This is a genomic window from Ferruginibacter albus, from assembly GCF_020042285.1.
Taxonomy (GTDB): Bacteria; Bacteroidota; Bacteroidia; order Chitinophagales; family Chitinophagaceae; genus Ferruginibacter; species Ferruginibacter albus.
The window spans coordinates 2,430,738-2,452,785 of record NZ_CP083388.1; the positions used below are offsets into that span (position 1 = coordinate 2,430,738).

22 protein-coding genes are annotated in these 22,048 nt (G+C 36.9%); 16 read left to right on the forward strand and 6 right to left on the reverse strand.

Going from position 1 to position 22,048, the window contains the following annotated elements; translation table 11 throughout:
* Nucleotides 1–14: 14 nt before the first annotated feature.
* The 4 genes from gloA2 to K9M53_RS10585 all read right to left on the reverse strand — a co-directional run bounded on the left by gloA2 (nt 15) and on the right by K9M53_RS10585 (nt 3,591).
* Nucleotides 15–401, reverse strand: a complete 387-nt coding sequence (gloA2, locus tag K9M53_RS10570; protein ID WP_224014621.1) for an SMU1112c/YaeR family gloxylase I-like metalloprotein — start codon at nt 399–401, stop codon at nt 15–17.
* Nucleotides 402–420: 19 nt separating this feature from the next.
* Nucleotides 421–1,395: a GSCFA domain-containing protein gene (locus K9M53_RS10575; RefSeq protein WP_224014623.1), complete on the reverse strand. Its 975-nt coding sequence runs from the start codon at nt 1,393–1,395 to the stop codon at nt 421–423.
* 1 nt (nt 1,396) lies between these two features.
* Entirely contained in the window at nt 1,397–2,257 is an 861-nt protein-coding gene (locus K9M53_RS10580) for a hydroxymethylglutaryl-CoA lyase (protein WP_224014625.1), read from the reverse strand.
* A gap of 68 nt (nt 2,258–2,325) precedes the next feature.
* Nucleotides 2,326–3,591, reverse strand: a complete 1,266-nt coding sequence (locus K9M53_RS10585; protein ID WP_224014627.1) for a hypothetical protein — start codon at nt 3,589–3,591, stop codon at nt 2,326–2,328.
* A 127-nt stretch (nt 3,592–3,718) separates the two neighbouring features.
* Between K9M53_RS10585 and dnaG the strand changes: the two genes are divergently transcribed.
* Nucleotides 3,719–5,659, forward strand: a complete 1,941-nt coding sequence (gene dnaG / locus K9M53_RS10590; protein WP_224014629.1) for a DNA primase — start codon at nt 3,719–3,721, stop codon at nt 5,657–5,659.
* A 63-nt stretch (nt 5,660–5,722) separates the two neighbouring features.
* Here the strand turns inward: dnaG and K9M53_RS10595 are convergent, their stop codons facing one another.
* On the reverse strand, nt 5,723–7,612 hold the full coding sequence (locus tag K9M53_RS10595; protein ID WP_224014631.1) for a M1 family metallopeptidase: 1,890 nt from the start codon (nt 7,610–7,612) through the stop codon (nt 5,723–5,725).
* 158 nt (nt 7,613–7,770) lie between these two features.
* Here K9M53_RS10595 and K9M53_RS10600 point away from each other — a divergent pair, with 158 nt between their 5' ends.
* The 6 genes from K9M53_RS10600 to K9M53_RS10625 all read left to right on the forward strand — a co-directional run bounded on the left by K9M53_RS10600 (nt 7,771) and on the right by K9M53_RS10625 (nt 11,655).
* Complete coding sequence (locus K9M53_RS10600) at nt 7,771–8,451, forward strand: DUF4328 domain-containing protein (protein ID WP_224014633.1); 681 nt, start codon at nt 7,771–7,773, stop codon at nt 8,449–8,451.
* A 60-nt stretch (nt 8,452–8,511) separates the two neighbouring features.
* On the forward strand, nt 8,512–9,084 hold the full coding sequence (locus tag K9M53_RS10605; protein ID WP_224014636.1) for a DKNYY domain-containing protein: 573 nt from the start codon (nt 8,512–8,514) through the stop codon (nt 9,082–9,084).
* A gap of 8 nt (nt 9,085–9,092) precedes the next feature.
* Nucleotides 9,093–9,578, forward strand: coding sequence for a hypothetical protein (locus tag K9M53_RS10610; protein WP_224014638.1), 486 nt, complete (start codon nt 9,093–9,095; stop codon nt 9,576–9,578).
* Between the two features lie 344 nt (nt 9,579–9,922).
* Nucleotides 9,923–10,546 carry a hypothetical protein gene (locus K9M53_RS10615; RefSeq protein WP_224014640.1) on the forward strand — a complete coding sequence of 208 codons (624 nt, stop codon included), beginning with the start codon at nt 9,923–9,925 and terminating at the stop codon, nt 10,544–10,546.
* 138 nt (nt 10,547–10,684) lie between these two features.
* Nucleotides 10,685–11,218 (forward strand): hypothetical protein, encoded by a 534-nt coding sequence (locus K9M53_RS10620; protein ID WP_224014642.1) that lies wholly within the window; start codon nt 10,685–10,687, stop codon nt 11,216–11,218.
* A 47-nt stretch (nt 11,219–11,265) separates the two neighbouring features.
* On the forward strand, nt 11,266–11,655 hold the full coding sequence (locus tag K9M53_RS10625) for a DUF5958 family protein (protein ID WP_224014644.1): 390 nt from the start codon (nt 11,266–11,268) through the stop codon (nt 11,653–11,655).
* Nucleotides 11,656–12,161: 506 nt separating this feature from the next.
* On the opposite strand, the gene K9M53_RS10630 is transcribed toward K9M53_RS10625, so the two are convergent.
* Entirely contained in the window at nt 12,162–12,665 is a 504-nt protein-coding gene (locus K9M53_RS10630) for a hypothetical protein (protein WP_224014646.1), read from the reverse strand.
* 227 nt (nt 12,666–12,892) lie between these two features.
* Between K9M53_RS10630 and miaB the strand changes: the two genes are divergently transcribed.
* The 9 genes from miaB to lpdA all read left to right on the forward strand — a co-directional run bounded on the left by miaB (nt 12,893) and on the right by lpdA (nt 22,029).
* Nucleotides 12,893–14,308, forward strand: a complete 1,416-nt coding sequence (gene miaB / locus K9M53_RS10635) for a tRNA (N6-isopentenyl adenosine(37)-C2)-methylthiotransferase MiaB (protein WP_224014648.1) — start codon at nt 12,893–12,895, stop codon at nt 14,306–14,308.
* Between the two features lie 53 nt (nt 14,309–14,361).
* Nucleotides 14,362–15,603: a sigma-54 interaction domain-containing protein gene (locus K9M53_RS10640; protein ID WP_224014650.1), complete on the forward strand. Its 1,242-nt coding sequence runs from the start codon at nt 14,362–14,364 to the stop codon at nt 15,601–15,603.
* Nucleotides 15,587–16,150 carry an LPS assembly lipoprotein LptE gene (gene lptE, locus K9M53_RS10645; protein WP_224014652.1) on the forward strand — a complete coding sequence of 188 codons (564 nt, stop codon included), beginning with the start codon at nt 15,587–15,589 and terminating at the stop codon, nt 16,148–16,150. Before K9M53_RS10640 ends, lptE begins: the two co-directional genes overlap by 17 nt.
* A gap of 76 nt (nt 16,151–16,226) precedes the next feature.
* Nucleotides 16,227–17,096, forward strand: coding sequence for a hypothetical protein (locus K9M53_RS10650; protein ID WP_224014654.1), 870 nt, complete (start codon nt 16,227–16,229; stop codon nt 17,094–17,096).
* A 1-nt stretch (nt 17,097) separates the two neighbouring features.
* Nucleotides 17,098–17,436 carry a preprotein translocase subunit SecG gene (gene secG, locus K9M53_RS10655; protein WP_224014656.1) on the forward strand — a complete coding sequence of 113 codons (339 nt, stop codon included), beginning with the start codon at nt 17,098–17,100 and terminating at the stop codon, nt 17,434–17,436.
* A 91-nt stretch (nt 17,437–17,527) separates the two neighbouring features.
* Nucleotides 17,528–18,550 (forward strand): endolytic transglycosylase MltG, encoded by a 1,023-nt coding sequence (gene mltG / locus K9M53_RS10660; protein ID WP_224014658.1) that lies wholly within the window; start codon nt 17,528–17,530, stop codon nt 18,548–18,550.
* Between the two features lie 21 nt (nt 18,551–18,571).
* A complete protein-coding gene (locus K9M53_RS10665) occupies nt 18,572–19,543 on the forward strand; it encodes a YihY/virulence factor BrkB family protein (RefSeq protein WP_224014660.1) in 972 nt (323 codons plus the stop codon).
* A gap of 2 nt (nt 19,544–19,545) precedes the next feature.
* A complete protein-coding gene (locus K9M53_RS10670) occupies nt 19,546–20,472 on the forward strand; it encodes a WG repeat-containing protein (protein WP_224014662.1) in 927 nt (308 codons plus the stop codon).
* 168 nt (nt 20,473–20,640) lie between these two features.
* Complete coding sequence (gene lpdA, locus K9M53_RS10675) at nt 20,641–22,029, forward strand: dihydrolipoyl dehydrogenase (RefSeq protein WP_224014664.1); 1,389 nt, start codon at nt 20,641–20,643, stop codon at nt 22,027–22,029.
* Nucleotides 22,030–22,048 lie beyond the last annotated feature (19 nt).

Consider the following 22,048-nt stretch of genomic DNA (forward strand, 5'->3'; position numbering starts at 1 on the left):
ATTGGGCAAATCTATTACAATTCATAAAGCTCAATTGGTAAATTATCAGGATCATTAAAAAATGTAAATTTCCTCTTTGTGAATTCATCAATACGAATTTGTTCTGTTATGATATTTTTCGATCGTAGAAATTCTATTGCGCCTTCAACATCTTTTACTCCAAAAGCAATATGTCTTAATCCGGTTGCTTCGGGTCTTGTTGATCTTTGAGGCGGATCCGGAAAAGAAAACAGTTCAATTAAATATTGTCCGTCCAATGAAAGATCGAGTTTGTACGAGTTTCTTTCTGCCCGGTAAATTTCACTGTCAATTTTAAACCCTAAAACCTCGGTATAAAACTGTTTTGATCTTTCATAGTCAGAACAGATAATCGCAATATGATGTAGTCTTTCTATTTGCACTTTACTTGTTTTATTTTTTCTATTCTTGAAAAAACAATTCTTCTTCTTTAAAATTGATATATGGATATTCTTTCTTCAGCTTCTTCACCTTTTCCAAATTCGTTTTTAAAAATTTCTTGTGTTGTTCTGATAAAGGATTAAATGCCTTATGATTTTTTGCTGCATTGATGATATTTATCTCTTTCATTAATTGCTGCGACGGTTCATCAATGCAAGCGTTTACAAATTTTTCCCAAACATAATTGGTAGCGGCATAGTTAGGATGCACCATATCTTCTGCATAAAAACGATAATCACGCAAGTCATCAATTACCAATTCATACGCAGGGAAATAAAACAGCTTTGCAAACTTATTTACCAGGTGATGTACGGCTTGTATCAACACCGCTTTACTGCGATTGTTCTCTATAAACCCATCTCTTAAATGCCGCACCGGACTTATAGTAAATATGATCTTCATCTTTGGATTAAAGATAAACAAACGGTGCATCACGTTATCCAAAGCAGACAATACATCTTCCACCGTTAGCAATTTTTTATTGAACTTATCCAAAGGAATTTTGTGACAATTAGCCGCTACTTCTTTTTGCTCAATGATCTCATATACAAAGGCAGAGCCTAAGGTTATCAAACACCAATCGGCTTCTTTTAAAAAGTCATGCGCCTCTTTTTGTGAGTTATTGATAAGCTGTAATGCTTCTTCTTTTTGCGTATGCGAAAAGCGACTGTGATGTTGCCAACTGTTCCATACTTCGTTTTGATAAAACAAATCGGCTTCACTAAAGCGTTTGTCTTCTACATAAGAAGTCAATGCTTTTGCAATACTGACAGGATTAAATAAGATACCATTAGGATTCTCCAGCACAGAAAATTTATGCTGGCGCAGCTTTGTGCCGATGTTTTCTGTAAAGCAACTGCCTATCAGTAATAATTTATGCTGATGAATGATTTTTGTTTCAAATGCTTTGGGAGAAAACTCTAAGTGAAAATCCATATTAAATAAATATTTCAGAGGCTAACCTGCTACATGCAGCCAAAGCTTCTTCATTAATATTGTTTAACAAATTCAATTGTTTAAAATAAGGTATCATTAATTCAGTATTCATATTGCCTACCAATTCGTCATTTGCCATGGGACAACCGCCAATACCTTTTAGTGCGCCATCAAACCGTTTACAACCTGCCCGTAATGCAGCATCAATTTTCTGTTGCCAGTTTTGCGCTGTTGAATGCAAATGAACGCCTATTTCAATATCGGTATAAACCGGTATCAGCTTACTTACTATTGCATATACTTGCTCTGCTGTTGCAATACCAACGGTATCTGCTATCGAAATTGTCTTTATCCCCAGCCCTATCATCTTATTAACCCAATGCATTACAATGTCTTCATTGTATTCATCACCATAAGGATTTCCAAATCCCATAGAAATGTAAATAACAAGTTCTTTTTTATGCTGTACACATAAGTCTTGTATCGCCTCTACCCTATGCAAAGACTCTTCTATACTACTATTGGTATTGCGTTGCTGAAAAGTTTCTGAAATGGAAAAAGGAAAACCAAGATAACTGATCTTATCGTATTGCACTGCATCTTCAGCTCCTCTTTCATTTGCTACAATTGCCAGCAATTTGGAATTGGTAACCTGTAATTTTTCAATCACTTCGTTAGTGTCTGCCATTTGCGGAATAGCTTTTGGCGAAACAAAGCTTCCGAAATCGATCGTATCAAAACCTACTTTTAATAAAGCATTAATGTATTGGATCTTTTTATCAGTAGGAATAAAATGCTTCCATCCCTGCATCGCATCGCGGGGACATTCGATTAATTTTATTGCAGAAGCATTTTCCATCATCTTACAAATTTCATAAAAAAAGCAGCATGTCCAACATACTGCTTTTCCATCTTGTTAGAATATTTTTATTACTGTATTCCGTCCATTTTCTTTTGGTATTCAGCTACTTTAGCAGCATCTTTCTTTGCTTCATATACGCTGATCAACATAGTATAAGCTGATTTATAGTTGCCCTTATCGATAGGTTTTAACTTAGGTAAACCTGCATAATAATCCGCAGCAGCATTTGCATAAGGAATCAATTCGTTCATTTGCGAAGTAGCCAGGTCATTCAATGCTTTTTTCTTTTTTACATCATCAGGCTTTGTGCCTTTTATTTTTTGGGCATTATCGCTATTGTCAAATGAACTGTTGTAAAGGTATCTTGCCATCAACAAGTTTGCATCACCGGTAGATTTTATTGCAATGGTCGTCTTCAATACGTCTCCCAAAACAGGCTTATAATTATCAGCTTTAATGGTTTTATCATCGTTGGCAAAAATATAATTGTATAATTCTACGCTATAGTTATAACCGATTGTATAATTGGTTGGGTTTGCCTTTTGTAGTGCTGCATATTTCGCAAACAGATCGTCCTTACTTGTAGCGCTATTGGAAATGAATTCCATTTCTGCTACTGTCCAATAATCTTCTGTTGGATATACTTTTTTACCCTTTGCTGTCGCTTCAGTAAAATTTGCACTGTCTTTACGGTACAAATAATACTCTACAGGAAATGTATAAGCAGCATAATTTTGCGTTCCTCCTAATCCTGCATCTGATATCTTTTTATAATATACCAATGCATTGGCTGTATCTTTTGACTGCCTTGCCGCTAATGCAGTATTTTGTATCAGCGAAGTATCAAACTCAGGGAATTTAAATCCATTGTATTCAAAATCTTTGCCGGTAATATAATCTTCTACATCCAATGCTTTTTTAAAGTTGGAAAAAGCATCCGGATAATTACTGGCATTGTATGCATTGGCGCCAAGCGTAAAATAATTATTGTAAATATCGAACAATGGGGCATTGCTGTTCAGTACCATCAGCACATTGTTCTTATCCATTTGCTGGTATTTTTTAAACGCTTCAAAAGCGTCCCATTTATAATCAGTACCGGCAACTTTTAAAGAATCCGCTTTACTTAAGGCATTGTATATATAGCCTTTGTAATAATAGCCTTCTGCTTTAGAGGCATTTTTAGCATTTGCCTGGTATTTGTCTATCATGGCTTTTGCCTTTAATAGATCGTAACCCGGATTTTGAATAAGATCTTTTATATCATCAATACTTTGTGCGTATGTTACTAAAGAACCTGCCGCCAGTAACAAAATAAACGCTAACTTTTTCATATCCATTAAAATTTTAGGGGTTAAAGATAAAGGTTGTTACCGATTTGGATGAAAAATGAAACAAAATTTCATAACCGGTTCAAACTAAATTTATCAATCATATCTTTACAGTTACGTTTTTTCAATATTGATCTCACAGAATACCATACAGCAAATACTTAGCCGAATTGACATTATAGAGATTGTTGGCTCTTTTGTTAAATTAAAAAAAAGAGGCACCAACTACCTGGGGCTTTGTCCGTTCCATAACGAAAAATCTCCTTCCTTTACTGTTTCCCCTGCTAAAGAAATATATAAATGTTTTGGTTGCGGCAAAAGCGGCAATAGTATCAGCTTTTTAATGGAACTGGAAAAATACAGTTATGTAGAGGCGTTGCGCTGGCTGGCACAAAAATATAATGTAGAGATAGAAGAAACGGAAAGCTCACCTGAACAAAAGCTGCATCAGCAGGCAGCAGAGAGCTTATATGCCATCAACAATTTTGCACAGAAGTTCTTTAGCGATGTATTGTTGAATACAGAAGAAGGCCAGGATATTGGCTTGAGCTATTTAAAGCACAGAGGATTTAAAGAGGACATCATTAAAAGATTCCAACTTGGATTTAACTATGACTCAAGGGATGGGTTTGCCAAAGCTGCATTATCAGCACAATATAACTTAGAGTTGTTGCAAAAAAGTGGATTAGTGGCAGTAAGAGACGAAAAACCAGTAGATAATTATCGTGGCAGAATAATTTTTCCGGTACATAATCAAAGCGGTAAAGTAGTTGGCTTTGGCGCCAGGATCATTAAGAGCAATGATAAAGCTCCAAAATATATAAACACTCCCGAAAATGAGATTTATATAAAGAGTAAGATTTTATACGGAAGTTATTTTGCCCGACAGGCGATCGATAAGGCAGATGAATGTTTATTGGTAGAAGGCTATACAGATGTTGTTTCGCTACACCAGGCAGGCGTTGAAAATGTTGTGGCAAGCGGTGGAACCTCTTTAACACCCGATCAGTTGCGTTTGGTAAAAAAATACACCAATAATCTTACGATTATTTACGACGGTGATAATGCCGGCATTAAAGCCGCGTTGCGTGGACTGGACCTTGCATTGGAAGAAAGCCTGAATGTAAAGCTGGTATTAATTCCTGATAAAGAAGACCCGGACAGCTATGTAAATAAAGTGGGCGCTGATGCTTTCAAACAATTTATTGCAGACAATAAAAAAGACTTTGTTCTTTTTCAATTAGAGATAGCGTTGAAAGATGCGGTGAATGATTCAACCAAAAAAGCTGCTATTGTTAACCAGGTTGCAGAAACCATTTCCAAGATCAATAAAGCTGAAGATTTTACCAGGCAGCAGGATTATATTAAGCAATGCGCCGAAATATTAAAGATAGAAGAAAGCGGGTTGAATGCATTGGTAAATAAATTCATCCGTGAAAAAATAACCAAGGAAGAGAACAGGAACAACCGGGCAGCAAATGTTGTTGAAATTCCGGAAACAGCTGTAACGGCAATTGAAGAAGATACTCTTTCCTTATTAAATAAAGATGAACAGCAGGAACGTGCCATGGTTCGCAGCTTATTGGAGTTTGGATTAAAACAATGGGACGATGACCAAAAAGTAGCCGACTATGTTTTTGACGAAGTTAAAAACAATGACCTGGAAGAACTCATTGACAACAAAGAATTGATACGTGTTTTACAAACATACAAAGCCTGGTACGATGCAGGCATTGAACCAACTTCCAAGAATTTTCTCTATCATGAAGATTCAGCCATGAGCTCTTTAGTAGTTTCAATAATGGACTTTGCTTACGAGATAAGCCCTAACTGGAGTACCTTTTATGAAGGAAAGATATTTACAAGAGAAGATCTATATAAACAGGAAGTTTTTTCTACCCTGAACTATCTTAAATTAAGAAAGATAAAACGCCTGATGGATGAGAACCAGCGTGACCTTGAAAAGACTCATACCGCCGAGGAGCAATTAGTATTACTGCAAACTCATCAGCATTTAAAACAGGTAGAGATGGATCTGACAAGGCAGATCGGCGCCGTGATATTTAGATAAGATAGTGAACATTCAATTTATCTTTTATCAAATTTGACAATTCTACTATTAAATTATCTTCAGCTATTTCTCTTTCCAATCATTATCCTTCATAAATTTATCCGGTACATGATCAAAGCCAAGATGGATAGATCTTATCTTAAATGGAAATTTTTGCTGTAATATAATTTGCTTTTTACCATCTTGCCACACATCCGCTCTATACAAAACATTCCATCTGCGTTTATCATCAAACTTTATCATTAAATAAACAGGAACAGGTAAGCCGCCTTTATTGGTGATCACGATTTTTGTATTAGCTGTTGTTTGTGTTACTTCTGTAATTTCCAGGTCAGGATAGGTTAGATCATAGAACCATTTTTGCCAGAACCAGTTCAGGTTTTTTCCTGTTGATGCATTAAAGGAATAAAAGAAATCGTAGGGTGTGGGATGTTTACCATTCCAATCATCCATATATTGTTTCAACGCTTTTAAAAATAAAGTTTTGCCCAACATATTCTGAAGCACCCAATAACACACAGCAGCTTTTCCATAAGAATTGGCGGCATAAGCCGGCATATCGCCATATAATTCTGTATTGGTAATTAAAGGCACATCATTCACCGTACCGCTAATGCGTTCAAAACGCGTTTTGCTATAAATGCCCTCATCTTCCGGTTCTTGTAATGAGCTGGATGTAACTGCTTCGCCAATAGTAGCCCAACCTTCATCCATCCAGGCGTATTTGGTTTCATTAATGCCCATGTAAAAAGGAAAATAGCTATGAAATATTTCATGGGTAGTTAATTGCACTGCATCTTTATGATCTTCCAATGGATTATCATTTACCATCATCGGGTATTCCATCTGATCCGTACCATCAAACACCGTTATATAAGGAAAAGGAAATGCTACTTTGGGATAATTATAGCTCATGTAAAAAACAGAATAGTAAGCCTGGTTGGCAACATCATAATAATCTTTATGAATAGGATTGTAAACAGCGCTTGCCAACGTGGTTCGATTGTTTTTATAATCAGTGACCACAGTGCTGGCATCCCAATAATAATGATCGCTTAAAGCAAAAGCAACATCGGTAACATTGGTTGCTTTAAATCTCCAGATGCCTGTTGCAGCAGGTGAAAACACTGTATTGTTAGCATAATCCAACGAGTCAATTACATGCACAATGGTATCAGACCTTTCTGCCAGCGATAATTTTTTTAAAACAGTAGTACTAAAATTATCTGTAACATTTTGCCGCTCGCCGGTTGCCCACACGGCATAGGTTTTTGGAACTGTAATGGTAATATCAAAGTTGCCAAAGTCATTGTAAAACTCCAGCGTACCGTTATAGCTCCAGTCATCCCAGCCATCTATATCATCGTACACAGCAATGCGTGGAAAGAAATAAGCAATAAAATAAGAGCCGCTGTCAACCCTGCCTGTACGTACCTGCGAACCGATGTTTACTGTGTAATGCCATTTTACTTTTATCGTTAATTGACTGTGCGGCAAAACAGCGTTAGCGGGCAATACTATTAAATTGGTATTGCTATGATAAGCTTTCGTTTTACTGGCGAAAGAGTCAATACGTTCCTCTCCTATTTGTAATTCATCGATGGTAACGCCATCATTCAGATCTTTCTCAGTAACGGGAAAAGAAGTTCCCCGCTGCACACCATGCTTATAAAGATCAGGATACAACCGGATGATGAGTTTTTTTAAGCTATCCGGGCTATTATTAAAATAGCTGATCGTTTCTTCACCTTTTAAACTATTGGTAGAAGGATCAAACTCTACATTGATCTTATAATCGCCGCGATTTTGCCAATAGCTTTTACCCGGTAAACCGGTTGCTGTTCTGGTGCCTTTTTTAATGGCATCTGTAAAATTAACTGTTTGAAATAATTGTTGCGCCTGTAAAGACAGGCTATATATTAATACACCGAATAACAACCATAGTTTCTTCATTGCATAGAATTAGAATAATGAATTTAAGAAAAATATTTCGGGTTATAGAGGTATTGATTATGTTGATTGCATAAATCACATTATATTGGTGGCATTGAAGTAATTGAGTAGTGATATTTATGATCTATTCGTCATTGTAAAACAAACAATAAAATCAAATGGAAGATTTAAGACCAAACGTACAAAGAGCAAAAAATGCAGTTACTCTTTTATGGATCGTGTTGGCATTGGAAATCATATCATTGATTTCAGGATATTTTCAATATAAGCTACTTAAGGTCGTTGCAAATGGTGGTGAAATTTCAATGAACACAGCAAATGCAAATGATATAAGAGAGCGAATCATCGCAATTCTATATTTGATAGTATTTATTATTTCAACCGTAACATTTATTCAATGGTTTAGAAGAGCGTATTATAATTTACATCTAAAAGTATATCACTTATCCTTCACAGAAGGCTGGGCTGCCGGAAGCTGGTTTGCTCCTGTTATTTGCTTGTACAGACCATACCAGATAATGAAAGAATTATATCAACAAACAATAGACCTGTTAACCAGAAAAGGATTGCTTCTTCATCAAAGTCTAACAACAAATGCCCTTGGCTGGTGGTGGGCGCTTTGGATCATAAACAATTTACTCGGGCAATTTGTTTTTCGCTATTCACTAAAAGCTGAAACAGTTGACGAATTAATTGTTTCTACTGTTGCCGGCATAGTCAGTAACATTATTGGAATTCCTCTTGCATTACTTGCCATAAAAGTGGTTAAGGACTATTCAAGTGTAGAACCTTTACTTAATGAAATAAAAGAGGAAGAAGTCATTGCGGAGATAAACTAAGAACTAACGCATAGAACTCGCATGCAACGTTAAACAGACATTACCTTCATTAAACATATTTTGACAAAGACAAAGTTCATATCTTTTTTTCTTCTCTTACTCTGGATAACGAGTTGCAAGGAGCAAAAGAAGAAAAACATTTCAAAAACAGAAGAAATAAATAGAACCGACTTAGCGCAACTTGAACTCAAAGACAGCTCTTCTTTAACAAAGGTTAAAGCACAGTTTTATAAAAGCAAATCAGGGCAACTATTTGAAAGGACATTTGCTGATCGAGAAATTCAAGGTGTTGACACTTTAGTTTCAGTAGAATATTTCAATGGAAATTTGCCACAAGATATCGACCCTTTAACTTTTGAGCAGTTAGATGGTTGGTTCGCCAAGGACAAAAGCTTTGCATACTATTACAGGCCAACAAGTGGCGGAATGCTTTGTGTAAAATTGGACAGCGCTGACAGCAAAACATTCCACCTTATTCCCGGGCAATATTTGTACGCGGTTGACAATAAGCACGTTTTTAAAGAAGCAGAAATCTTAGAAAATATTGACCCACAAAAGATGATAATCACAAAGGACAAAGAAGGCAAAATATTAAAGATCCAAAGTGGATTTATAACTTATACCGCAGACTAAACTTTTTTATGACATTCTCTAAAAACACATATTTACTTTTTGTAGCGTTTTTATTTTTGAGTTACAGCGGAAAGGCACAGGTTGAGATCAAAGTAGAAGATGTCAAATTGACCAAAAAAAGCGAAACGTTTGAATACCCTCCTCCACCAACAGGATTAAAAGTATCCGCCTATTTAATATACGAAGACAGCACACGCTCAACTTTTGACGTATTGAATGATACAACTGTCGTTCTTTGGAATACGATCATCGGCGGAGGCGATGCAGAAAAACCATCCAGGCGCACCCAGGTAACTTTGTTTGGAAACCTTGATAGTCTTAAAGTAACGATCTATAACGGAAAAAAAAGAGTAGTAAATCAAAAGCTTTCCAACTTCGGTGGTTTCTATGATTTTATTATTGACAATACAGGCTGTGGGGAAGTTAAAGTGCTTGTTACAAAATTTAATAAAATAGTTTACCAGGGGCGCATCCCTTTTCATTGTGGGGAGTAAAATACTTACATTAATCCATTCTCCTATTTATGGAAACCTCAGCCTTTCGGCATCTCATCACTTAAAAAAAATTACATGAGATCATTTCTACTACTTCTTTTTATATCGTTTTAACAGCAGTAGTAATTGCACAACCTAATATTTACCCCGACAGTTTTCCAAACGTCGCAGGTTATAGCTCTGTTATTGTTAAGAGTGATTACCTCTGCTCTGCCCCTGCAACAAAAAATAAAATAACTGCAAAGTATCTTTTTGATAATTCGGGCAATACAACCACTTTCCTTTCTTTTTGTGATGATAAGGTTTGTGGCAAAAATATTTACACCTATGTAAACGGGCAATTGATGTCTCATAAAAATTTCGGTTCATGGACATCGAATGAAAACAATATTTCAGCATCCAAATGGGACAGCACTTCACTTTCGGATGAAATCACTTTTCAATACATTGGCAATAAACTTAGTTCTTACAAATATTATCAAGAAGAAGGGGTATGCTTTATTGAAAAAAGCTTTACATATAATGCCGCAGGTAAGATATTATCCGAAAACATAAAGACCTATTATGATTCATTTACAGTAAAATTAGAACCCGTACATTATGCAATAAATGATAAAAAAGAATACGCTTATACTGACACCGTCACCCATATAAAATATTACCGTAACAACGTTTTACAGGCAACGGAAGAATTGATATCGCTAAAAAATGGCAAGCTTGCCAGGCAAATACTGAAAGCGGCGAATGGCAAAATTCTTCAGAAGTACACTTATACTTACAACAATCAGCAACAATTAATTCAAATAACATCTTTTGAGACGGGCTATGATGGATTTGGGAATATCTACGACCTTATGGATTATAATAAAACAATTTTAAATTATGATGCGACAGGAAAATTAATAAGCAAAGAGTTATTTTCTCAAGGAAAGCTATGCGATAGAGAAAAATATGAATACTTAAAATAGATCACTGTCGCATGTGTCTCGTTTATATCATTGAACTACCTGTTCTTCACAATTTCAATCTCAGAACATGTAAGCGAGAGCTAATACACCTCATTGTGTAAGTTTAATATATTTGTTTCTCAATTATAATCGTCAGTTATGAAACATCTCCCTTTATTGGTAATCCTCTTTTTTCTAAACGTTACTATTTCTTACAGCCAGCCAACTACTTTTTCATTTAAACGACCTATTATCAGCAAGCTGGATTCTATTGAATACGCTAATCATGGCAAGACGTTTTATTACAATGGCATCACGTTTAGTGTATCAAAAAATTATTTTCCTCATGCCGATAGCTTTAAACTGGGACAACCAATTAACTCAAGCAGGCAAAAAGGACCAACCAACATAAATATATGTTATTACTATTCCCTTCCTGACAGCGTGATAAGACTGAGCGAATATTCCTGGGACCAATCAAAAGGAGCTACACCTTCTCTTAATGAAATATTTACCACCAATGCAACTCTTATTTCAAAATATTTTGGCAACAATGGAAAAACAAAATTAGAAGATCACGAAGACTGGACTCAAAAAACTACCATTTGGGAAAACAAGGAAGTTCATGTTGAGCAGTTCATGGTTAGTAGTGAATATACAAATCGTGTCAGGGTTCTTATTAGCTGGAAGTAATCCTGCTTATACGAATGTTTAACTTACATAATAACAATTTGACCACCATGCTATCAGAAGAAGAAATAATAATTAATAAAATTGCACAAGGCAAATTAAGTCTTGATGACGGCTTAAAATGGTTTAAGAATATTGACTCTACTGAACAGAGAAATATTCTTGCTTGCCTGCGATTATATTTAGAACAATCTCACCCTGAGCAACAATTGATTGATGATAGTTTAGAAATGGTGTCGCTTAAATTTTCCGTAAAACCTATTTTGTTATTCAAGACACATCCATACAAGATTGCAGCCATTTATGTTTGCGACCTTTCTGATAATGAATTAGAGGAATCATTTATAACATTGCTGACTCTGTTTAAATATGCCGACACCAGGCGACGAGAGTTGTTTTGCAAAAGTAGTTGTACCCACGAATGGCATAATTTAAGCTAGAAACATTTCTTCCCGACAACATCTCCCTTAGGGGCGTTGCGTTAATAACTTTATTCCCAGCAACGTCTCCTGCGAGAGACGTTGCTTAAAAGTGAATATTATGATGCCTAATACATCCCGAAATAGTACCTCATACATCCCGAAGTAATGTCGATTCTCTAACCAACCAAACACGCATACGTTAGTAAGTAAATACGATTGTATGTTTAACCTATGCACCACCTCTTAACAACCTATACCCCATCACTTGTTTAAACAGGTATCCATACATAATTTGGAAATGGTGATTCCATAAACAACACAATCGCCATCTATATTTAACGTATACACCACCACTTCGCTATGTGTATACGACTACTTCAATACATTGTCGCCATACGTTGCACACCTATTCCGGTTACATGCAGTACCTATGTTCCATAAGCCTAACTTGCTGGTAATAATTCAATTAAATAAAAATGCCCGTTCTTCAACGGGCATTCACTTAAACCTTACTTACGAACAAGTCAACTATTATTAGCAGGTGCATCAGGCGTATCGCTGTCTCCACCATTGTTATTTGTTTTAAAAAACGGCAACAGGTCATTGTATTTAGTTTCCCAGCCGGCACCGGCATCGCCTGCTTCCATACGGTATTTTACGTAATTGTAATCTGTACGGGCGGCATTGTAAGCATCATAATCATGCGTAATGCGGATATTATCAAAAATCAAACTGGCTTCTGCCATGCCGCTTATTAAGCCTGCAACAAAAGTTCTGTCATCCCAATCGGCGATTGTTTCTACATAATCAACTTCAGGACAATTTAGGTGCGGCTGATTTTTATTGTATTCCAATACCTTCATTACAACCAGCTTGTTTTGCTCGGCAACACTGCCATATTTCTTACGCTCTTCCGGCGTAAGGTTTTTCTTTTTAGTCTCAATTAATTGGCGAATGGCAGTCCAGTGTTGATTGATTTCATCTTTTTCTGCCTGGGTAAAGTGTACGTTGTTCAGATTCGTGATCATGGTACCTATAGTTTTTAAAATTAGAAAATACGATAGAAGAGATTGATAGATCAAATGTAAAGGCTTGCACCGGCTATAGAAAGAAGGCTATGTAAAATATCTATCAAACATCAAGTAGTTTTTTTAATTGTTATACGTTCTTAAGCGTAAACATCTTTAACATTCCTTATCTGCCAGAACGTCAGCAATCAATCTGTTTTAGTTATATTTGCAGACTAAATTTCTACATGGAAGGCTTATTAATTGATAGTAAAGTGCACGACGAATCCCGCCAGGGAGAGGCATACGCCATAGATAATACCGCTCAATACAAAAAGTATTTTTATATTGAAAGCTATGGCTGCGCCATGAATTTTGCAGATACGGAAGTGGTGGCATCTATCCTTCAAACCAATGGTTTTGGTGCTACAAAAAATGCCGAAGAGGCGGAACTGATCTTCATTAATACCTGCTCTATCCGTGAAAAAGCAGAGCAAACCGTTCGTAAGCGTTTAACAGAATTTAAAAGCCTGAAAAAACAAAGACCGGGTTTGGTTATTGGTGTATTGGGCTGCATGGCGGAACGCTTGAAAGATAAATTTTTAGAAGAAGAAAAGCTGGTGGATATAGTGGTAGGACCGGATGCTTACAGAACATTACCTGCTTTAATTGAAGAAGCAGAAGGCGGACAAAAAGCAGTGAATGTTTTATTAAGCCGCGAAGAAACCTATGCGGATATTTCACCCGTTCGTTTGAACAGCAATGGCATTAATGCGTTTGTAAGCATTATGCGTGGCTGTAACAATATGTGTGCTTTTTGTGTTGTTCCGTTTACCCGTGGCCGTGAGCGTAGCCGCGATGCCAATAGTATTGTTAAAGAATGTGAAGAGTTATTTAATACTGATTATAAAGAAGTAACCTTGCTGGGGCAAAATGTAGACAGCTATTATTGGGCAGATGAGCAAAAAGGTGAAACAGTAACATTTGCCATGCTGATGGAAAGAGTAGCACTGATATCTCCCTTATTACGTGTGCGCTTTTCTACTTCTCATCCGAAAGATATTACAGATGAAGTATTATTCACGATGGCTAAGTACGAGAATATTTGCAACTACATCCATTTGCCTGTACAAAGCGGCAGCAGCAGGGTGTTGCAGATGATGAACAGAACGTATACAAGAGAATGGTACATCGCTAAGGTAAATCGTATTAAAGAATTATTGCCCGATTGCGGATTATCTACCGATATGATCACCGGTTTTTGTACCGAAACAGAAGAAGAGCACCGGGAATCATTAAGCCTGATGGAATATTGCAAATACGACCTGGCATATATGTATTTTTATTCCGAACGTCCCGGTACATTGGCGGCAAGAAGATACAAAGATGATATACCTGAAGAAGTGAAGAAAAGAAGATTGCAGGAAATGGTAGCATTGCATCGCACTCATTCTTTATTAAGCATGCAAAAAGAAGTAGGCAAAACATTTAAAGTATTAGTAGAAGGGATTTCTAAAAAAAGTGAAGAGCATTTATATGGCAGAAACGATCAGAATAAAGTAATTGTTTTTCCGAAAGAAAATTACCAGCCCGGTGAATATGTATATGTAAAAGTGAATAGCTGTACGGCAGGAACATTAATTGGAGAAGCGATCGTTAATTAATAATCTATAATTAACAATTAGTAATTATTTACTTTTTGTTGGAGCTAAGAAATATGGCAGACATACAAAGTATTAAAAACCGTTTTGGAATCATAGGCAACTCCCCTGCTTTAAATCATGCATTGGATATTGCAGCACAGGTTGCCAATACAGATTTAAGCGTATTGATAAATGGTGAAAGCGGTGTAGGTAAAGAAGTAATATCGCAGATCATACATTCTTTATCTGCAAGAAAACACAATCCTTTTATTGCGGTTAACTGCGGCGCTATTCCCGAAGGCACCATCGATTCCGAATTATTCGGACACGAAAAAGGTTCTTTCACCGGCGCTGTTGATAGTCGTAAAGGTTATTTTGAAACAGTGAACGGCGGTACAATTTTTTTAGATGAAATTGGTGAAATGCCGTTGGGTACGCAAGCCCGTTTGTTGCGTGTACTGGAAACCGGTGAATACATTCGTGTAGGAAGCAGCAAAGTACAAAAAACCGATGTGCGTGTAATTGCAGCTACCAATAAGGACCTGTTGGATTTTACACAGATAGGCAAATTCCGAGAAGACCTGTACTATCGTTTAAATACAGTGCCCATCCGCATTCCGGCATTGAGAGACAGAAAGGAAGACATCCCTTTATTGTTCAGAAAATTTGCTGCTGATTTTGCAGACCGTTATAAAGGCGCTCCCATACAGTTAAATGAAGAGGCAAAAACAGAGTTGGCTAATTACAGTTGGCCCGGTAACGTAAGAGAGTTAAAAAATATGGCAGAGCAAATATCTGTTTTGGCAAAAGAAAAAACTGTTACCGCAAAAGATCTGCAGGCATTTTTGCCCGATCATAGCCAGAATCGTTTACCCGTTCTGGTTAGTGGCAAAGGCGCTGTTAGCCAGCAGGAGTTTGCCAATGAAAGAGAGATATTATACAAATTGTTCTTCGACATGAAGAAGGATGTTACCGAACTGAAGAAGATATTGTTTGATATGTTGCAGAATCCTAATGGTGCAAGGCATATCCCTGTTTATAACGATAATCTTATTTCAGAAATTCCCTCGGCTCCTCCCGTTACATCATATAGTCAGCAGCCGTCACAACCTGTAATTATTAATCAGAATGGTTCCGGAAATATAGATCATCATGAAGATGTTGAAGAATCATTAAGCATAATGGATAAGGAAAAAGAGCTTATCATCAAGGCATTAAAAAAACACAAAGGCAAACGTAAAGATGCTTCTGCCGACCTGGGTATAAGTGAAAGAACACTTTACAGAAAATTAAAAGAGTATGATATTGAAGAGTAATGTAGAGGCAAAAAGCAAAAAGTTTAATAGATACATTGCCTCATTAAAGTTGTTGGTAGGGTTAAGCCTAGTGCTTTACGCTTTCAGCTTTTCCACCTGCAAGTATTCTTTTAAAGATACCTCTCCTATTCCCGTAGATGTAAAAACATTCAGGGTAAATTATTTGGAGAACAAAGCCCGGTATATTAATACACAATTAAGTCCGCAACTCACCGAAAAACTAAAACAAAAAATTATCGGCAATACCCGCTTACGTCAAACCAACGATGACAGCGCTCATTATGATATCAGCGGTTTTGTATCGCAATACGATGTAAGCACCAGCGGCATCAGTGGCGCTTCCGTTGCTACCAACCGGTTAACGGTCAGCTTTCATCTGATCTTTAAAAACAATATCGACCCTACTAAAAACTTTGAAGCGGATATTTCCAATAACTTCGATTTCCCCGCATCTCAAACCCTAACGCAAGCAGAAGGTTCTTTAAGCGACCAGATCATTTCGAATACGGTTGATGGTATCTTTAATAAGATATTCTCTAACTGGTAATCGAATAAAATATCCTTGGAATTGCGATTTTGAATTTGTTTTTTGGTATTTGTTATTTGTAAGTTAGTTTTGAATTATGCGTTCTTCTATTGATCTTTTTGAAGCCTTATTTAAAAGAAATATAACTGCTGCCGGCAATGTTGAATACCTGCAACAGCTGGCAGAGAAATATGCGTTCTTTGCTCCTGTGCAATTTTATTTATTGCAACAGAAACCGGAGAGCGATGCTGATTACAACCAGGTAGCAGCAAAACTAAATTTGCTGTTGAACAATTCTTATTGGGTGAATTTTCAGCTAATGCATACCAATGAAGAAATTGCTAATATTACTTCTACAGTAACTGAAACCCCGGCTATTGAAGATACTGTTCCGGCGAATGAGCCTGAAAGCACTATTATACCGGTTAACGAGCCTACTCACGAAGAGGTAGAAAACATAGAACAACCGCAGGAATTTGCAAGCAAAGAAAGCGTCGCATCGGCAACTGAAGAACCAGAAATTATACCCGCAGAAACACCGAATGAGCCGCCGCTCCCAATTTTGAATTTTAAACAGGAAACTATTTCCGGCACCGAGCTGCTTTTTGAGCCTTTGCATACAACTGATTACTTTGCCAGCCAGGGAATCAAATTAAGTACGGATGTTCAACCGGCAGATAAATTAGGCAACCAGTTAAAGAGCTTTACACAATGGTTAAAGGAAATGAAAAAGATCAATGTGAACAAGCCTACCATCGATCTAAACACAGCTACAGACAATTCAATAGAAAAACTTGCCGAAAAGTCGAATGTAGAGAATGAAATAGTTACCGAAACAATGGCTGAGGTTTTGATACAACAGGGCAAAATAGAAAAAGCCATTGAAGTATGGCAAAAATTAAGTTTGCTCAATCCTTCTAAAAGTGCTTACTTTGCAGCCAAAATTGAGCAATTAAAAGCGCATTAGCATGTTAATCATCTTTATTATTTTGATCATTTTATCAGCAGTTATCTTAGGAGCGATCGTATTGATCCAAAACCCTAAAGGAGGCGGTCTATCAGGCAGTTTCGGCGGAATCGGCAACCAATTAATGGGGGTAAAACAAACTACCGATATATTGGAAAAAGGAACCTGGATCTTTGCCGGTCTTTTGGCTATTTTATGCATCCTGTCTCCTATGTTCATTCCAAAAGAGGCTGGCAGTTCGTCTAAAAGTGGAGAACTGATCCAAAAAACGTCTGCAACACCTCCGGCAGCTCCTTCCGGCAATACAGGAACTTTGCCCGGCAATCAACCATCAAAATAAATATTTATAAAATATTCACAACCCTGTCGCATAACGACAGGGTTTTTTATTTTACTTGCGTATAATTCGTGTTTTAAAACTCGTGTAAAAAATGAAAAAACTTTTCCGCTTCCTCTTTTTAATAATCCTGGCAATAACAATTGGTGTGGTATGGCTTTTATTTGGCAGCAGCACCCATTTCAACGAAAGCAAAAAAAACTTTTACATACATACCGGCAGCAGCTTTAATGATGTGGTTCATGGATTGGAAGAACAAAACATTCTTTCCGGTACAGCTTTATTCACAAAACTGGCTGCCGTTACAGGATATAATGACAATACGGTAAAACCCGGAAGATATGTGATAAGTAATGGCGCAAGCTTATTCAGCATTTTACGCAAATTAAAATCCGGCGGTCAAACAACTGTTGATCTTGTAATTACCAAACTCCGTACAAAAGAAGACCTGGCAAAAAAGATCGCTGCCAATTTTGAATGTGACTCTGCAAATGTTATGAAATTCCTGAACAGCAATGATTCTCTTACAACATATGACCTGGATAGTAATACCGTGATGACGGCTGTCTTTCCAAACACTTATAATTTATTCTGGAATACGTCTTTCTCCCGCATCTTTAAAAAGTTATTTACAGAACATGAACGTTTCTGGACGGATGAAAGAAAAAAGCAGGCAGCAGCAAAAGGCTTAACGATGGTTCAGGCATATACACTGGCAAGTATCATTGAAGAAGAAACAAGGTTTGATGAAGAGAAAAGTAAGATCGCAGGCGTGTATTTAAACCGCATAAAAACCAATATGAAGCTACAGGCTGATCCCACAATAAAATTTGCATTAAAAGATTTTACCTTAAAAAGGATTTATGATGGGCATATCAATCGCAGCGCCGAATCACCTTACAATACCTATACACATTTAGGATTGCCGCCCGGTCCCATTTGTACTCCCTCTATTAAAACGATCGATATTGTTTTGAACGCACCTGCAACCGATTACCTGTATTTTGTAGCGCAACCTAATAATTCAGGACTTTCCAATTTTGCAAGCACGTACCAGCAACACAGTATTTATGCAAAAATGTATCAACGCTACTTAGATAGTATTAATATTAAATAGCTTCTTATATTGTGTTTGTAAATGCTGAAGATCGAACGCATTATATTAACAACTCCTCCTATTTCTTTTGTAGTACGCAAAAGCAAACACTGGATATTACCCGGCTTTGAAGGCGTGCCGTTATTTGATGTACTGAAATTCTTCCGAAAGCAATTAAAAACAGCCAGTCTTACAGAAAGAGCTTCCGCCATTTCCTACAATTTTATTATGGCGATACCTCCTTCTTTATTATTCCTGTTTACGTTATTACCAAGTCTTCCTTTTATAAAAAAGTTAGATCTTAAAAAGCAGCTCACTTTCTTGATACGGGATATTATTCCCGCTAAAGGCTACAATGATTCTATCATTAATTTCATCAACAGCACTTTCTTCCAATCCCCCCGCATCGAATTGATCTCTACCAGTTTGATACTGGCACTATTCTTTGCTTCCAACGGAATGATCGGGCTAATGCGTTCCTTCAATAAAAATTATTTAGGTTTTGAAAAACGCCATTGGCTGCGCAGTCGCTGGATCGCTATTCGGCTTACTATGTTGATATTTGGATTAGTATTAAGCTGCCTTATCTTATTGGTAACGCAACGTACTGCTTTAAAATGGATCGGTATTCAAAGCGCCGCTATAAGAGAGACGATTATTTACCTGCGATGGATATTGATCGTTACACTAATGTATTACTCGATTGCATTTATTTACAAGTTAGCGCCGGCGGTAAAAAAAAGATGGAGCTTAAAATCGCCGGGAACTATACTGGCAGCTTCTTTAAGCTTATTGGCTACTTATGGCTTTTCTACTTTCGTAAATAATTTCGGGCGTTATAATGCGTTGTATGGTTCTATCAGTGCCATCATCGTTTTAATGGCGCTTATTTATATCAACTCCTTAATGTTGTTGATAGGCTTTGAATTAAATGTTAGTATTAATTCTTTAAAAGCAATTGCAGAGCACAGGATGGAAGAAGAAAAGAAGAAAACTTCTACAACTACGAAATAATTATGGCTTCTAAAATAAAATTAAGATATACCCTTTTTATTGTTCTTTATTTGCATCCGGGTTTTTCTTTTTGCCAAAACTCTAAGCCGCTTACCAATTTCTCTGCAACAGAAAAATGCCTTTACAATTTTTTATCAGACAATAATTATATCCCTAAATCGCAAAGCCTTAATGATAGTTTTTATATTTTAAGTAAGGATAGTTTATTCATGTTTCAATGCCCGTTGAAAAAAACCGATACTACTTATATCTTGATCCATTTAATAAAAGACGGCAAAGAAAAATGCTCAACCATAAAATGGAAAATTGACAACATTGAATACATCATAAAAGGAATAACCCGCTATAATTCTGCATCTCACTACAAAAAATACTTTGATAGTTCAGATGTTTTCAGCAGCGATCTACTTGCGGTAAAAAGAAATAACAAATGGGGTGTTATAAATAGTTTTGGTGAAATTATTGTTCCTATAGAATTTGATGAACTTAAACCACATAGCTTGGGTATATGGGCTAAAAAAGATGTGCAGGTGAAAATTTTTGGAATAAGAAATACCGGCAGCACTATTAGAACAATTGCACAAAGCGATTATTTTGACGACATCGGAATAACTTCTCCCAAATTTAAGCCTTCCGGATTACGCCTTACAGGAGTTAAAAAAAATGGCAGGAATGGTATGGTGAATGCTGATCTAAACTTGATAGTTCCTATAGTCTACGATAAGTTGAACATTCTTGGGCAAAAATTTCTACTTGGATCCAGGTTGAAAAAAATTGTACTGATCGATCCTGTCAACGGTAAAGAAATATCTTCATTATATGATAAGGTCGCTTTATCAAATGATGGAACGTATTTATTAACTTCTATCGAAATAAACGGTAAAATAGTACAGGGAAAAATAGATATTAATGGCAAAGAAGTTGAGTAGACTCAGGTAACTCCGGGATACACTATCGATGCCTTTCAACCTGCACCTAAGATCAACGCAATCGATTGAGATACTCTCTGCCTCAACCTTTTGCTGTTTCCCTTGTTTAATATTAACTTCGCAACCGCAATAAAGCATTCAATATTAAATCTTAAATACACGATCAACATGGCATACGATGTAATTGTATTAGGCAGCGGACCCGGTGGTTATCCTGCAGCAATAAGAGCAAGTCAGTTAGGCAAAAAAGTAGCAATTGTAGAGAGAGAGAGCTTAGGGGGCATTTGTTTAAACTGGGGTTGTATTCCTACCAAAGCATTATTAAAAAGTTCGCAGGTATTTGAATATGCCAAACATTCGGTTGATTATGGAATTAACATCAGTAATCCAACGGCCGACTTCGGTGGGGTTATCAAACGCAGTCGTGGTGTAGCAGATAAAATGAGCAAAGGCGTTCAATTCTTAATGAAGAAGAATAAGATAGATGTGATAATGGGAACCGGCAAGTTCTTAGCTAAAGATAAATTGGAAATAACAGCCGCTGATGGAAGCAAACAAACTCTGGAAGCAAAGAACATTGTTATTGCAACCGGCGGCCGAGCCCGTCAATTGCCAAGTTTACCAATAGATGGTAAAAAAATTATTGGTTACCGTGAAGCAATGATATTACCTACACAACCTAAAAGCATGATCGTGGTAGGTAGCGGTGCTATTGGTGTTGAGTTTGCCTATTTTTATAACAGCATTGGAACCAAAGTAACCATTGTTGAATTCTTGCCAAGAATAGTTCCGGTTGAAGATGAAGACATTTCTAAAGAACTGGAAAAACAATTCAAAAAACAAGGTATCGACATTATGACCAACAGCGAAGTGTTGAGTGTTGATACAAGCGGTACCGGCGTAAAAGCAAAAGTAAAAACGCAAACGGGAGAAATTACGTTAGAAGCTGATATTGTTTTAAGTGCCGTAGGTGTTGTTGCTAACGTTGAAAACATTGGTTTAGAAACATTAGGTGTAAAAGTTGAAAAAGGAAAAATAATTGTAGATGCCAACCAGCAAACGAGTGTTCCGGGTTTATATGCCATTGGTGATTGTACTCCGGGACAGGCTTTAGCTCACGTCGCTACCAAAGAAGGTATCAATGCTGCAGAACATTTAGCTGGTCATCATCCTACTCCTATTGATTATAATAATATTCCGGGTTGTACATATTGTACGCCCGAAGTTGCCAGCGTTGGTTATACCGAAAAAGCAGCAAAAGATGCAGGCTATGAAATTAAAGTAGGTAAGTTCCCTTTCATAGCAAGTGGTAAAGCTACTGCTGCAGGCGCTACAGAAGGTTTTGTAAAAGTTATTTTTGATGCAAAATACGGTGAATTCTTAGGTTGTCATATGATCGGTTACGGCGTTACCGAAAACATTGCAGAAGCTGTGGCAGCACGCAAACTGGAAACAACCGGTCATGAATTATTGAATGCTATTCACCCGCACCCAACCATCAGCGAAGCTATAAAAGAAGCAACCGCTGTGGCTTATGGCGAAGCAACCGATATCTAACTCAGACAGTCTTTATAAT